Source organism: Escherichia sp. WS1450 (assembly GCF_046487395.1).
Lineage (GTDB): Bacteria > Pseudomonadota > Gammaproteobacteria > Enterobacterales > Enterobacteriaceae > Escherichia > Escherichia coli.
Genome location: NZ_JBJQJO010000011.1, coordinates 64,889 through 79,357, shown reverse-complemented (window position 1 = coordinate 79,357; position 14,469 = coordinate 64,889). Strand labels below are relative to the sequence as shown.

At 50.1% G+C, this 14,469-nt stretch carries 14 protein-coding genes; 3 read left to right on the top strand and 11 right to left on the bottom strand.

The genetic code is table 11. The annotated features are described in order from the left end of the window. Positions 1–13 precede the first annotated feature (13 nt). The 3 genes from ribE to nrdR form a co-directional block, all read right to left on the bottom strand. On the bottom strand, positions 14–484 hold the full coding sequence (ribE, locus tag ACJHYR_RS15025) for a 6,7-dimethyl-8-ribityllumazine synthase (protein WP_001021161.1): 471 nt from the start codon (positions 482–484) through the stop codon (positions 14–16). An 88-nt stretch (positions 485–572) separates the two neighbouring features. Beyond that, a complete protein-coding gene (ribD, locus tag ACJHYR_RS15020) occupies positions 573–1,676 on the bottom strand; it encodes a bifunctional diaminohydroxyphosphoribosylaminopyrimidine deaminase/5-amino-6-(5-phosphoribosylamino)uracil reductase RibD (RefSeq protein ID WP_001150478.1) in 1,104 nt (367 codons plus the stop codon). A gap of 3 nt (positions 1,677–1,679) precedes the next feature. Beyond that, the gene (gene nrdR, locus ACJHYR_RS15015) at positions 1,680–2,129 is read right to left on the bottom strand and encodes a transcriptional regulator NrdR (protein ID WP_000543535.1); all 450 of its coding nucleotides are present in this window, start codon (positions 2,127–2,129) and stop codon (positions 1,680–1,682) included. A gap of 150 nt (positions 2,130–2,279) precedes the next feature. On the opposite strand from nrdR, the gene ACJHYR_RS15010 reads away from it, so the two are divergent. After that, on the top strand, positions 2,280–2,819 hold the full coding sequence (locus tag ACJHYR_RS15010) for a DUF3251 domain-containing protein (RefSeq protein WP_001314529.1): 540 nt from the start codon (positions 2,280–2,282) through the stop codon (positions 2,817–2,819). Positions 2,820–3,117: 298 nt separating this feature from the next. Continuing rightward, entirely contained in the window at positions 3,118–4,002 is an 885-nt protein-coding gene (gene tsx, locus ACJHYR_RS15005) for a nucleoside-specific channel-forming protein Tsx (RefSeq protein WP_001295328.1), read from the top strand. A gap of 176 nt (positions 4,003–4,178) precedes the next feature. On the opposite strand, the gene yajD is transcribed toward tsx, so the two are convergent. The 6 genes from yajD to queA all read right to left on the bottom strand — a co-directional run bounded on the left by yajD (position 4,179) and on the right by queA (position 10,120). Beyond that, positions 4,179–4,526: an HNH nuclease YajD gene (gene yajD, locus ACJHYR_RS15000; protein ID WP_059327720.1), complete on the bottom strand. Its 348-nt coding sequence runs from the start codon at positions 4,524–4,526 to the stop codon at positions 4,179–4,181. A 128-nt stretch (positions 4,527–4,654) separates the two neighbouring features. Beyond that, complete coding sequence (gene secF / locus ACJHYR_RS14995; protein ID WP_000046637.1) at positions 4,655–5,626, bottom strand: protein translocase subunit SecF; 972 nt, start codon at positions 5,624–5,626, stop codon at positions 4,655–4,657. 10 nt (positions 5,627–5,636) lie between these two features. After that, the gene (secD, locus tag ACJHYR_RS14990) at positions 5,637–7,484 is read right to left on the bottom strand and encodes a protein translocase subunit SecD (RefSeq protein ID WP_000934818.1); all 1,848 of its coding nucleotides are present in this window, start codon (positions 7,482–7,484) and stop codon (positions 5,637–5,639) included. Between the two features lie 27 nt (positions 7,485–7,511). Further along, the gene (gene yajC, locus ACJHYR_RS14985) at positions 7,512–7,844 is read right to left on the bottom strand and encodes a preprotein translocase subunit YajC (protein WP_000007629.1); all 333 of its coding nucleotides are present in this window, start codon (positions 7,842–7,844) and stop codon (positions 7,512–7,514) included. Positions 7,845–7,866: 22 nt separating this feature from the next. Beyond that, positions 7,867–8,994, bottom strand: coding sequence for a tRNA guanosine(34) transglycosylase Tgt (gene tgt / locus ACJHYR_RS14980; RefSeq protein ID WP_000667319.1), 1,128 nt, complete (start codon positions 8,992–8,994; stop codon positions 7,867–7,869). Between the two features lie 55 nt (positions 8,995–9,049). Then, positions 9,050–10,120 carry a tRNA preQ1(34) S-adenosylmethionine ribosyltransferase-isomerase QueA gene (queA, locus tag ACJHYR_RS14975; protein ID WP_001586734.1) on the bottom strand — a complete coding sequence of 357 codons (1,071 nt, stop codon included), beginning with the start codon at positions 10,118–10,120 and terminating at the stop codon, positions 9,050–9,052. Positions 10,121–10,338: 218 nt separating this feature from the next. On the opposite strand from queA, the gene acpH reads away from it, so the two are divergent. Beyond that, positions 10,339–10,920, top strand: coding sequence for an ACP phosphodiesterase (gene acpH, locus ACJHYR_RS14970; protein WP_001009885.1), 582 nt, complete (start codon positions 10,339–10,341; stop codon positions 10,918–10,920). A 20-nt stretch (positions 10,921–10,940) separates the two neighbouring features. On the opposite strand, the gene ACJHYR_RS14965 is transcribed toward acpH, so the two are convergent. Together ACJHYR_RS14965 and malZ are read right to left on the bottom strand one after the other, a co-directional pair. Beyond that, on the bottom strand, positions 10,941–12,398 hold the full coding sequence (locus tag ACJHYR_RS14965) for a hypothetical protein (RefSeq protein ID WP_001586733.1): 1,458 nt from the start codon (positions 12,396–12,398) through the stop codon (positions 10,941–10,943). 187 nt (positions 12,399–12,585) lie between these two features. Beyond that, the gene (malZ, locus tag ACJHYR_RS14960) at positions 12,586–14,403 is read right to left on the bottom strand and encodes a maltodextrin glucosidase (protein ID WP_001586732.1); all 1,818 of its coding nucleotides are present in this window, start codon (positions 14,401–14,403) and stop codon (positions 12,586–12,588) included. Between the last annotated feature and the right edge of the window lie 66 nt (positions 14,404–14,469).

Sequence of the window (14,469 nt, the reverse complement as noted above, 5' to 3'; positions counted from 1 at the left end):
CCCCTTACTAATTTCAGGCCTTGATGGCTTTCAATACATTAATCATTTCAAGCGCGGTCAGTGCAGCTTCTGCACCTTTGTTGCCAGCTTTGGTGCCAGCACGTTCGATCGCTTGTTCAATGCTTTCAGTGGTCAGAACACCAAAAGCAACCGGAATTTCGCTGTCCTGGGCAACATGCGCCAGGCCGTTGCTTGCACCACCAGCGACATATTCAAAGTGGGCAGTGCCACCACGAATAACCGTACCCAGCGCAATCACCGCGTCGTATTTACCGGTTTTAGCCAGTGCACCCGCCGCCAGCGGCAGCTCATAGGCACCAGGCACCCAAACAACGGTAATGTTTTCATCTTTTACCTGACCGATACGTTTCAGTGCGTCAATTGCACCTTCCAGCAGGCTGTCATTGATAAAGTTGTTGAAACGCGCGATGGTGATGGCGACGCGAGCGTCCGGGGTAGCAACGTTAGCTTCAATAATGTTCATTTTCTTCCTTCGGGTTCGAGTATGGCCCCGCAGGGGGGCGGATTTTAGCATAATATTTCGTGCGCTGCTTCCCTTTCGAGCCGGGAGATCATGCACCCACTAAATGCAGGCAAACATCCGGGCCTACATGACGTATCTCTTTGAATTTAAATTGGGGGGCGTCGGCTAATTTCTCAAGTCCTGGCAGCGTGCATAATCCACGGGCGTCGTTGCCTAATAGTTTAGGTGCGATATAGACAATCAGCTCATCAACTAAACCCGCCTGTAGCAATGCGCCAGCGAGCGTTGGCCCCGCTTCCACCCAGATGCTGTTAATTTGCTGTTTACCCAGTTGCATCATCAGTACAACCAGATCCAGATGACCTTTATGCTCTGGAATCAGCAAGGTACGCACCGTTTCCGGCCACTCACGAGAATCTTCCTGCGTACGCGCGAACCAGGTTTCGCCGGGCTGCTGCACAATGCGATGTTCCGGCGTCACGCGATTTTGGCTATCAATCACAATACGTACCGGCTGGCGGAGATTGTGTTGCGGGTAGAGCCCCTGAGTTTGTTCATCCAGTTCAGACCAACGCACCGTTAAGGCCGGATCATCCGCCAGCACCGTGGCACTGCTGGTTAAAATGGCATGACTTTGTGCGCGCAGTCGTTGTACATCGAGTCGCGCCTGAGGCGAAGTGATCCACTGGCTTTCGCCACTCTCCATCGCCGTGCGACCATCAAGCGATGCGCCAAGTTTTAACTGAATATAAGGAAAGCCGGTGCGCATCCGCTTGAGAAAGCCTTTATTCAATTGCTCGGCTTCACTCATCATCAGGCCGTGGCTGACGTCAATACCAGCCTGTTGCAGGCGATATAGCCCTCGCCCAGCTACCTGCGGGTTAGGATCTTGCATCGAGGCAACCACGCGCGCCACGCCCGCAGCAATTAATGCATCACAACACGGTGGCGTACGACCATGATGGCTACAGGGTTCGAGTGTGACATACGCCGTTGCGCCTTTGGCTTTTTCGCCAGCCATGCGCAACGCGTGTACCTCGGCATGCGGTTCACCCGCTCGTTGGTGGTAACCTTCACCGACAATTTCGCCATCTTTGACAATGACGCACCCGACATTCGGGTTGGGATGCGTGGTAAAACGTCCTCGTTGCGCCAGCTTTAGCGCCCGCGCCATGTAATACTCGTCCTGCACGGCTTAGTCCTCCAGGCGCGCGATCTCTTCGCCAAATTCTTTGATATCTTCGAAACTGCGGTAGACAGAGGCAAAACGGATATAGGCGACTTTATCGAGCTTTTTCAATTGCTCCATCACCAGATTGCCAATCATCTTGCTCGGCACTTCGCGCTCACCGGTGGCGCGTAGCTGCGATTTAATATGATTGATTGCCATTTCGACGTCATCGGAACTCACCGGACGTTTTTCCAGCGCCCGCAGCATTCCGCTACGCAATTTCTCTTCATTAAACGGTTCACGCACGTCGTTGCTTTTTACAACACGCGGCATAACCAGCTCCGCCACTTCAAAGGTGGTGAAACGTTCATTACACACCAGACACTGCCGACGGCGGCGTACAGATGAGCCCTCGCCCACGAGACGAGAGTCAATTACCTTAGTGTCCACGGCGAAACAGAATGGGCAATGCATACGGCGTCCTGACCAGGTGGTTAACAGAAATCTATTTTACCCTGAACTGACGATACAACAAAGGCGCAACGCTTTTGAGATAAAGGATCGATGCTTTCGCTGCTTTTACCCTCTACCATTAGGCTAATTGCGACGAGAAAGGGACGACCTATGAATACTAACGTTTTTCGACTGCTCCTGCTGGGAAGCCTGTTCAGCCTTAGCGCCTGTGTGCAGCAAAGCGAAGTGCGACAGATGAAACACAGCGTCAGCACGCTGAACCAGGAGATGACGCAACTCAATAAAGAAACAGTCAAAATCACTCAGCAAAACAGGCTGAATGCAAAATCCAGCAGTGGGGTTTACCTTCTGCCTGGAGCGAAAACACCAGCAAGACTGGAAAGCCAGATCGGTACTTTACGTATGTCGCTGGTGAATATTACGCCTGATACAGATGGCACCACCCTGACGCTACGTATTCAGGGCGAGTCGAATGATCCCTTGCCCGCATTCAGCGGAACTGTTGAATATGGGCAAATTCAGGGAACAATAGACAACTTTCAGGAAATCAATGTGCAGAATCAATTGATTAACGCCCCTGCCAGCGTCCTCGCCCCCAGCGATGTTGATATTCCGTTACAGTTAAAGGGTATTTCTGTGGATCAGTTAGGCTTTGTACGTATCCACGACATTCAACCTGTTATGCAGTAAACGTATTGCGGGGCGATTTTGTGCGTCCCGCAACATCTTTTCCCGTCATTTTGTTACTCTGCTTACATCACCCAGATTGATAGTAAAAGTTTGCAACAAGGGTGAAAGTCAGTACAATCCCCGCCCGAATGTGTGTAAACGTGAACGCAATCGATTACGTAAATGATAGAACTGTGAAACGAAACATATTTTTGTGAGCAATGATTTTTATAATAGGCTCCTCTGTATACGAAATATTTAGAAACGCAATTTGCGCCTTTTTCACTCCCGCAAGGGATTTTCAAACAGTGGCATACATATGAAAAAAACATTACTGGCAGCCGGTGCGGTACTGGCGCTCTCTTCGTCTTTTACTGTCAACGCAGCTGAAAACGACAAACCGCAGTATCTTTCCGACTGGTGGCACCAGAGCGTTAACGTTGTCGGAAGCTATCACACCCGTTTCGGACCGCAGATCCGCAACGATACCTACCTTGAGTACGAAGCATTCGCTAAAAAAGACTGGTTCGACTTCTATGGTTATGCGGATGCGCCGGTATTCTTCGGCGGTAACTCCGATGCAAAAGGTATCTGGAACCACGGTTCTCCGCTGTTTATGGAAATCGAACCACGTTTCTCCATCGACAAGCTGACCAATACTGACCTTAGCTTTGGTCCGTTCAAAGAGTGGTACTTCGCGAACAACTACATTTACGACATGGGTCGTAATAAAGATGGTCGCCAGAGCACCTGGTACATGGGTCTGGGTACCGATATCGATACTGGCCTGCCGATGAGCCTGTCCATGAACGTCTATGCGAAATACCAGTGGCAGAACTATGGCGCAGCGAATGAAAACGAGTGGGACGGTTACCGTTTCAAAATTAAATACTTTGTGCCGATTACCGATCTGTGGGGCGGTCAGCTGAGCTACATCGGCTTTACCAACTTCGACTGGGGTTCCGATTTAGGGGATGACAGCGGTAATGCAATCAACGGTATTAAGACCCGTACCAATAACTCCATCGCTTCCAGCCATATTCTGGCTCTGAACTACGATCACTGGCACTACTCTGTCGTAGCTCGTTACTGGCACGACGGTGGTCAGTGGAACGACGATGCAGAACTGAACTTCGGCAACGGCAACTTCAACGTTCGCTCTACCGGCTGGGGTGGTTACCTGGTAGTAGGTTACAACTTCTGATGAATGAAATGCCGGATCTTGTATCCGGCATTTCAGTTTGTTAACAACGTGCGCTTTGTTCATGCCGGATGCGGCGTAAACGCCTTATCCGGCCTACAAAAGCACGTAAATTCAATACATTGCTGAGATTACGTTGGCCTGATAAGCGTAGCGCATCAGGCAATTTTGCGTTTTTATCACTTCTTCTTGTTCATCATCGCTTTCAGGTCAGCGAATGGGTTGTACTTCGCTTCACCGACATCTTTCTGCGCATCTTCCCCTGCGATAACGGTCGTACCATACTGATCTGCTTCGGTATATTTTGAATGCTCGTGATCGTGGCAATAAAGACACAATAACTCCCAGTTACTGCCGTCTTCCGGGTTATTGGTATGGTCGTGATCAATGTGGTGAACGGTAAATTCACGCAGGTTGGAATAAACAAACTCGCGAGAACAGCGACCGCAGACCCACGGATAGATTTTTAATGCTTTTTCGCGATAGCCGCTTTCTAACCGCGCATAGTTTTTTGGGATGATAGCCATGAAAAGTTACCTGGATGAAATGTAGGGTTACGCGCAGTTTCCCAAGATGCGGGGATTTTCGCAATCTCCATACATCAAAAAAAATCCCGATCTTCTGACCGGGATTTTCAACATCAACGGGAACTTGATTACGGCAGAATTGACGGCTGATCCGCCCCTTCTTTTTCCACTTTCTGCTGCAGCATGTGTTCGCGCTTCATACCCAGTTTCAGAGCCAGCGCCGATGCTACGTAGATGGAAGATGCAGTACCGATGGAAACACCAATCAGCATGGTCAGCGAGAAGCCTTCCAGTACCGGACCACCGAAGAGGTACAGCATCAGGATAACCATCAAGGTAGTACCGGATGTGATCAAGGTACGGTGCAGCGTCTGGGTCAAGGACACGTTAAAGATTTCGTAAGGCGTACCGCGACGGATCTTGCGGAAGTTTTCACGAATTCGGTCCGATACCACGATACTGTCGTTAAGCGAGTAACCAATAACCGACATCAACGATGCCACAATGGTCAGGTCAATCTCGATATGGAATAACGACAAAATACCCAGCGTAATGATAACGTCGTGCGCCAGCGCAATAACAACCCCTGCCGCCAGTCGCCACTCAAAGCGGAAACCTACGTACACGAGGATAGACAGCAGCGCCGCCATCAACGCCATCGCACCGGTTTGCGCAAGGTCTGCCCCCACGCTCGGACCGACGAACTCAATACGCTTCACTGCCGCATTCTGATTGGTGGATTCGTTAATCACCTTCAGAACCTGGCTGCCCAGCACCTGACCGCCGGTTTCGCCTTCAGCAGGCGGCATACGGACCATGATGTCGTGGCTGCTACCAAAGTTTTGCAGCATCGGCTCTTCAAAACCGGCTTTTTGCAATGCATCACGCATTACGTCAATTTCAGCCGGTTTTTCGAGCGTAATTTCGATAACCGTACCACCGGTGAAATCCAGCCCCCAGTTAAAGCCGCGCACGCCCATAATAACGATAGCGGCGATTAACAGCAGACCAGAGATGCCAAAAGCCCAGTAGTCCCAGCGCATAAAGTCATAGACTTTACGGCCGTGGTTTAGTTGTTCAACAGTATATTCCTGTGCCACATCGCACTCCTCAGATTGACAGCTTCTTGACGCGCTTGCCGCCATATAGCAGGTTTACGATGGCACGCGTACCGACAATCGCGGTAAACATCGACGTCGCCACACCGATACCGGTAGTAATCGCGAACCCTTTAATTGCCCCGGTACCCACTGCGTACAGGATGATGACTTTAATCAGCGTGGTGATGTTCGCATCGAAGATGGAACTGAATGCGCCACGATAACCTTCATCAATTGCCTGTTGAACAGTACGTCCGTTGCTCAACTCTTCTTTAATACGTTCGTTGATAAGTACGTTCGCATCGACCGCTACCGCAAGGGTTAAGACGATACCCGCGATACCTGGCATACTCAGCGTTGCGCCTGGCAACAGCGACATAATGCCGACAATCAAGATCAAGTTGGCAATCAGAGCACTGGTCGCAATCAGACCAAACTTCTTATAGAAGATGATCATGAACAGAATAGAAACCAGCAGACCGGCAAGGCAAGCCTCCAGCCCCTGCTCAATGTTCTGCATACCCAGGGTCGGGCCAATGGTACGTTCTTCAACAATCTGAATCGGCGCGATCAACGCACCGGCACGCAGCAGCAGTGACAGCTGACGGGCTTCGTTCGGGTTGTTGATGCCGGTGATACGGAAGCTGTTACCCAGACGAGACTGGATGTTGGCGATGTTAATCACCTCTTCCTGTTTCACCAGAACCGCACGACCATTTGCATCTTTCTTACCGCTGTCTTTGTACTCCACAAACAGGGTCGCCATCGGTTTGCCGATGTTGTCCTTGGTGAAGTTAGACATAATGTTACCACCAGCGCTATCGAGCGAGATGTTAACCTGCGGCTGGTTGTATTCGTCCTGGCTGGAAGTGGAGTCAGTGATATGGTCACCGGTCAGAATTACGCGTTTGTACAGCACAACCGGCTGACCTTCGCGGGTCTGTTTCACTTCAGAGTCGCCCGGTACGCGGCCGGAAGCCGCTGCGGCCTGATCAACGTTGGTGTTTACCAGACGGAATTCCAGCGTTGCCGTCGCACCCAGAATCTCTTTCGCACGCGCGGTGTCCTGAATACCTGGCAGTTCAACAACGATACGGTCAGCACCCTGACGCTGAACCACCGGCTCCGCCACGCCAAGTTGGTTTACACGGTTACGCAGGATATTGATGTTCTGCTGCACCGCATATTCACGCGCTTCACTCAGGCGAGCATCGCTCATTACCGCACGCAGCTGGTTGTTACCCTGGCTGCTAATCACCAGGTCCGGATGACGCTTGCTCAGATACGCAATGGCTTCATCACGAGCTTTAGCATCGCGGAAAGTGATGCTCAGGCCGTAGTTATTTTCTTTACGAACGGTGGTATACGGGATGCCCTTTTCGCGCAGGTCGCTGCGCAGGCTATCGATATTTTGTTCCTGGAGTTTGCCAAGCGCGGTGTCCATATCCACTTCCATCAGGAAGTGAACGCCGCCACGCAGGTCAAGGCCGAGCTTCATCGGCTCAGCGTGAATAGCTGCCAGCCAGCGCGGCGTTGCCGGGGCAAGGTTAAGCGCCACGACGTATTTGTCACCCATAACGCCCATTAATGCTTCACGAGCGCGCAGTTGGGTGTCAGTGGAGTCGAAGCGCGCAAGAATAGCGCCCTCTTCCAGTGCCACAGACTTAGCAGTTATTTTTTCTTCTTGTAACGTTTTCTGGACCTGGATCAGCGTTTGCTCACTGGCGGCGACTCCGCGCGCACCAGTGATCTGAACAGCCGGATCCTCACCAAACAGGTTGGGAAGCGCATACAGCAGACCGATGACAATCACCACGATCAGCATGACGTACTTCCACAAAGGATAACGGTTTAACACGGCAATTCCCTTAGGGAAAAATTTTAATTACAGCGCCTTCATGGTGCCTTTCGGCAGGACGGCAGCTACGAAGTCACGTTTAATAACTACTTCAGTGGTGTCATTCAGCGCGATAGCAATGTAGCCGTTTTCCGCTACTTTGGTTACGCGACCAACCAGGCCACCGTTCGTCAGAACTTCATCACCTTTGGCAATGGAGTCCATCAGCTTTTTGTGTTCTTTGGTGCGCTTCTGCTGTGGACGCAGGATCATGAAATAGAAAATCAGACCGAATACCACCAGCATCAAAATCAAAGACATCGGGCTACCTTGCGCCGGTGCACCCGTTGCCGCTACCGCATCAGAAATAAAAAAGCTCATTAAATTTCCCTCATTATTAATATTAATCAACGTTCAAAGGTGGTACTTCTCGCCCCTGACGCTGGTAAAAATCAGTTACGAAGCTCTCTAATTTACCCTCTTCAATAGCCTTGCGTAAACCCGCCATCAAACGCTGGTAGTAACGAAGGTTATGAATAGTGTTGAGTCGCGCGCCTAATATTTCGTTGCAACGGTCGAGATGATGCAAGTAAGCGCGTGAATAATTGCGACAGGTGTAGCAATCACACTCAGGATCGAGTGGGCCAGTATCGCTCTTATACTTCGCATTGCGGATTTTCACCACGCCATCGGTCACGAACAAATGACCATTTCGGGCGTTGCGGGTTGGCATTACGCAGTCAAACATATCGATACCGCGACGCACGCCTTCAACCAGGTCTTCTGGTTTACCAACGCCCATCAGGTAACGCGGTTTGTCTGCCGGAATTTGCGGGCATACATGCTCCAGAATGCGGTGCATATCTGCTTTCGGCTCACCCACAGCCAGACCGCCGACAGCGTAGCCATCAAAACCGATATCTACCAGACCTTTAACAGAAATATCACGTAAATCTTCGTAAACACTGCCCTGAATGATACCAAACAGCGCATTTTTGTTTCCGAGACTGTCAAAACGCTCACGGCTACGCTTCGCCCAACGCAGAGACATCTCCATGGAGCGTTTTGCGTAATCCCAGTCAGCAGGATACGGCGTACACTCATCAAAGATCATGACGATATCCGAACCAAGATCGTACTGAATCTCCATCGACTTTTCCGGGTCGAGGAAAATCGGGTCGCCGTTGATCGGGTTACGGAAGTGAACGCCCTGTTCGGTGATTTTACGAATATCACCAAGGCTGAAGACCTGGAAGCCGCCGGAGTCGGTAAGGATTGGTCCTTTCCACTGCATAAAATCGTGCAGATCGCCGTGCAGTTTCATGATTTCCTGGCCCGGGCGCAGCCACAGGTGGAAGGTGTTACCGAGAATAATTTGTGCGCCAGTGGCTTCAACTTCTTCCGGCGTCATCCCTTTTACGGTGCCGTAGGTGCCAACAGGCATAAAACAAGGCGTTTCCACTACGCCACGATCAAAGACCAGGCGGCCACGGCGTGCGCGACCGTCGGTGGTGTCCAGTTCAAATTTCATTTTTTCTCCACTACGTCAGAAAAACAGTCCAACGTTTTAAACCAGCGCCGCGGAATTACTCCCCGACGCGCTCATTAATTGCCTGCGGATTGTACGTGATAAACATCGCATCACCGTAACTAAAAAAGCGATATTTCTCTTCTACCGCTGCTTTATAGGCGTTCATGGTGTGTTGATAACCGGCAAAGGCCGAAACCAACATAATCAGCGTCGACTCTGGCAAGTGGAAGTTCGTCACCAGCGCATCGACCACTTTGTACTGAAAGCCCGGATAGATAAAGATTTGGGTGTCGTCAAAGAACGGTTCGATGAGATCGTTTTTCGCCGCCTGAGCCGCGCTTTCCAGTGAACGTACTGAGGTGGTGCCAACCGCAATCACCCGGTTACCGCGCGCTTTCGCCGCCAGTACCGCGTCTACCACATCCTGCGGTACTTCAGCGTATTCCGAGTGCATGATGTGATCTTCAATGGTGTCGACGCGCACCGGCTGGAAGGTGCCCGCACCAACGTGCAGGGTGACGAACGCCATCTCCACGCCTTTGGTGCGTAATTTTTCCAGCAAAGGTTCGTCAAAATGCAGACCAGCGGTCGGGGCTGCAACCGCGCCCGGTTTTTCGCTATAAACGGTTTGATAAAGTTCGCGGTCAGCGTCTTCGTCCGGACGGTCGATATACGGCGGCAGCGGCATATGGCCGATGCTGTTGAGGATATCCAGTACCGAACGATCATCATTAAATTCAACTTCAAACAGTGCGCCGTGGCGCGCGGTCATTGTTGCGTTGATACTTTCGTCATCGCCCAGTAACAGTTCTGCGCCAGGTTTTGGCGCTTTCGAGGCGCGAATATGCGCAAGAATGCGTTTGTCGTCGAGCATCCGCTCAACCAGCACTTCAATCTTGCCGCCGCTGGCTTTACGCCCAAACAGGCGCGCCGGGATCACGCGAGTATTATTAAAAACCAGAAGATCGCCGGGGTTGAGCTTATCGAGTAAATCGGTGAAAGTACCGTGCGTCAGCGCGCCCGTCGGCCCGTCCAGCGACAGTAAACGACAGCTACTGCGTTCAGGCATGGGATAGTGGGCAATCAGGGATTCGGGCAATTCAAAGGAGAAATCGGTAACGCGCATGACACTGACTCAGACTAAAATAAGAGGCGGATAGTCTAGTGCCGGGGCGCTCTCCCTGCAACCTTTACCCTCCTTGATGGATGACATAATCTATACACAAAATCATTCAAGATGCATCGAGATGGCAACTGAATGAGTCCCCAGGAGCTTACATTAAGTAAGTGACTGGGGTGAGTGAAGGCAGCCAACGAAGAGGCAGTTTGAAGGATGAAGTGTATATGAATTTTTTAGCTCACCTGCATCTAGCTCACCTGGCGGAAAGCTCGCTTTCTGGCAATTTACTGGCTGATTTCGTACGCGGAAATCCTGAAGAAAGTTTTCCGCCCGACGTCGTGGCTGGCATTCATATGCATCGGCGCATTGATGTACTAACCGACAATCTGCCGGAAGTCCGCGAAGCACGGGAATGGTTTCGTAGTGAAACCCGCCGCGTTGCGCCTATTACCCTGGATGTCATGTGGGATCACTTTCTTTCCCGCCACTGGTCGCAGCTGTCGCCGGACTTTCCGCTACAGGAATTTGTCTGTTATGCCCGCGAACAAGTGATGACGATTTTGCCGGACTCACCGCCGCGCTTTATCAATCTGAACAACTACTTATGGTCAGAGCAGTGGCTGGTGCGCTATCGCGATATGGATTTCATCCAGAACGTGTTAAACGGCATGGCAAGCCGTCGGCCACGTCTGGATGCCCTGCGTGACTCCTGGTACGATTTAGACGCCCATTACGATGCCCTGGAAACCCGCTTCTGGCAGTTTTATCCGCGGATGATGGCGCAGGCGTCACGCAAGGCGCTCTGAAACTTCAAGCTCCGGCGTCACTATTTTTTAGCATTCGCATCCAGCGGAGCGGCATAACAACTGTAAGAAAAACATTCGCTGGAATGATTGGCGATATCTTTAAAGTTGCTTTCAGCAACCCCCTCGAACATGAGTACCGTTCTGGACAACTCTCCGTTGTCATTTATATGTGGAAAATCAAATTGTGTACTGAATCGCCATACATCTGTCTTTTCTGGCTCGCTGTTCACAGAGATACGTCGATGGAAGACTCCTCCTGAAAACGTGCGCCAGAACAATTGTTGATCAAAATCTTGTAATATCGCAGACTTAGATGCTATTTGACGTAGTAAACCTGCATACCGTGGACTGCCATTACGAGCAACATTATGCAAACCCTGACTAAAAGCATCAAACAAACAATAGATGTGATCACTAGTGAAAAAAGGTCTTAATTTTTTTTGTTCTTCATCGCTGTAATCCAGGAGCATCTCATTGATTTCTTCCGGTGAGAATTTTAAGACAAAATTATCCTCAGGATTTGTTTCTTTCTTGTTTTTTTCACTATTCTTCTCCTCAATGGTCTTCACATTTTGTTTCGCAATTTTTTCCGCATTTTCTTCCTCAGTTTTTTTCGCAATTTTTTCCGCAATTTTTTCCCGAGTTTTTGATTTTAGACTAACACCATCGATGTCAACCGGTGTTGTTTTCAGATCTCTCTGCGCGTCTTTCAAATTTGTCTTATAGAGATCGGGCACTTTATCGGCAGATAAGTATCCGAATGAAGAAATCTGGTGTGTACGCATGGGGGGCTGTTCACAAAGCATCGAGGCTATATCGTCTTTAAACTCTTTTACATTAAAGTTATCGGCATTAACCTTCCCTGTTATAAACCCCGCATCGGCAATTTTCTTCTCTAATTGTTTTGTACGTTTAGAATAATAAGCGTTGTTATCATAAAACTTTTCAAGAAGGGCCCACTCCTCAAGCTGCCTTATGTGATTTTTCAACTGTTGATGATCTATTTTATATTCATGTGTACTAGAATCATTTTGGTTGCAAGAGTTACAGATTTTTAAGCATAATTTTCCATCAGATTTATCATCTATGGTATCAGTGAAAATATAGGACACTTCAATACTCTGCCCGTTCTTATCAGTCATCTCATATGACCATTGCCCCGTTCGTTTCGCATTCTTAATGAGTTCGATGGACTCTACAGGACAACCATGAAGAATGGGCAGAATTTTATCAGGATGCTTAATGAGTAAAATTATTATATTTACAATATTTGAAAAGAAATCTTTGCTATTTTTTATTTCATCGATTTTTTCCGCTGAAATGTTTACTAAGTTTTCATTTCCGGAAATGAAAAGCAATTTGCCATGGGGGCTTTTTTTAAATTGTTCTTCTGTTTTAGAAAAAACATCCTCTTTAAAAGGTGGCAACTCAGTACCAGTAATAAACGGTTTTAATAAATTCGAATTTGAAATTGTCATATCTTTGCTCCACTACAGGGTTATCCTGGAGCATGTTGTACATAACATCATGGGCAAAGAATACCAAAAATCGCTCATATCGATCGGGACAAATATTTAACAAATTCAGCCCTGACATTGAGCAGCTTTTTTGCGCTGCGTAGTGTCAGGGCTGGTGACTAACGACGTAACAAATAAAACAGATGCTTTAGTTCATCCACACCGTAGCCGAAATGGCAGGCAAAGCCAGAATCCCGTCTGTCAGTTGCCCATGGCCTTCTTTGCGTTGCCATTGCACGACATTAAGAAACGGTGACGCGGGTAGCACCACTTCACAGGCCTCGCCACGGTTGATTGCCACCAGTATACGCTGCTGATTCAGCACGCGGACAAATACCACCACGTTATCTTCCGCATACAGCACCTGACAGCCGCCACGACGCAGCGCCTGACTTTTCTTACGCAGCGCAATCATTCGCTGGTACAACGCGAATAACGCCGTATCCTGCTTTTCCACCTGCCAGGGGAACGGCTTACGGCAAAACGGATCGTTTTTACCATCCAGTCCCACTTCATCACCGTAATAAATGCACGGTACACCAGGCCAGGTGAACAACCAGACCACCGCCAGCGGCAGGCGCGCAATATCCCGACCGAGCAGCGTTTTAAATCGCGCAGTATCGTGGCTATCGAGCTGATTAAACATACGCAGTTGCTGTTGATGAGAAAGTCCGGCGCGGTAATTATCCATCCAGGCCATACAGGTTTGGGCGTCAATTTGCTGCGGATCATAAGAGATGTCGGTATTGGCAAGAAATCCCCACAACGGGAATGTGAAGCCGCGATAGTTCATGGCGGCATCTTCCACATCGGCCTGTAACCATTGCCGTGCATCGCCAAAATGCTCTCCAACTATATACGCTTCCGGCTGGGTTTCTTTCGCCGCTTCGGTGATCCCGGCAACGTGCTGCAAATTATTGCGCGCCCCACCCGCTTCCCCCAGCATATGCACCACATCCAGCCGCCAGCCGTCCATATTCCACGGCGCTTTCAGCCAGTGGCGGACGATACTGTCTTCCCCACGATAAATTTCATTCACCAGACTTTCCGACTGATAATCCAGTTTCAGCAAGCTGGCATAGCCCAGCCAGTCGAGCGCCGTGCCATCGTCACTAAACGAGTACCAGTTGCGCCAGGGCGATTCGGGGTTGTGACAAGCACCACCCGTCCCGCGATTGTGTCTGTCAAACCAGGCATGGGAATCGCCACTGTGGTTAAACACGCCGTCCAGCACCAGCCGCATTCCCAGCTGCTGCGTATTGTGTCGCAAACGCAACAACGCCCCATCACCGCCAAACTGCGGATCGACATGGCGATAATCCTCGGTATCGTATTTATGTACGCTGGGAGCTTTAAACACCGGATTGAGATACAGCGCCGTCACGCCGAGCTTTTTCAGATATGGCAGTTTTTCGCTTATCCCGTCCAAATCGCCGCCATAGAACGTTGATCCGCCCGCCTGCGCCGTGACCGGTTCATCCCAGTCACGCAATATGATCTCTTGTCCGGCTGCGTGATGGTAATAGACATGATCCTGTTCAGCTTCACGAGGAAGACTACGGGCGAAACGATCAGGGAAGATCTGATAAAAAATCTGATCCGCAGCCCATTGTGGGCCGATATCCGGGACATCGACGGCAAACTGCTCCAGTCGTGCCGGCGGCATTCGGCTGAAGCCCTGCGGTGTAAACCAACGCTGGCGATCGTGCCACAGCAATTTGAAACTATAACGCCGCCGAGGTAGTCCGCTGGAGAGATCGATCGCCGCCCGCCATGCGGTAACGCCAGGCTGCGGCTGACTGCGCTGCTTATGCATCGGTACTGACGTTTCTTCGTTGTCGTGTTCTGTGCGCAGCATAATGCGCTGCGGTGGGTCTTCGCCCGTCAGCCACAGCGTAATGAGCAGTTGATCTTTGCTTTGTTTAACAAATGGGGGCACCGGCAGGTGCCATGCATTTAACATCATAATTCCCCTGTGATGAAAATCTGATCACCTTGCCATAGCCTAATGCAGGATCACTCATCATCTGAA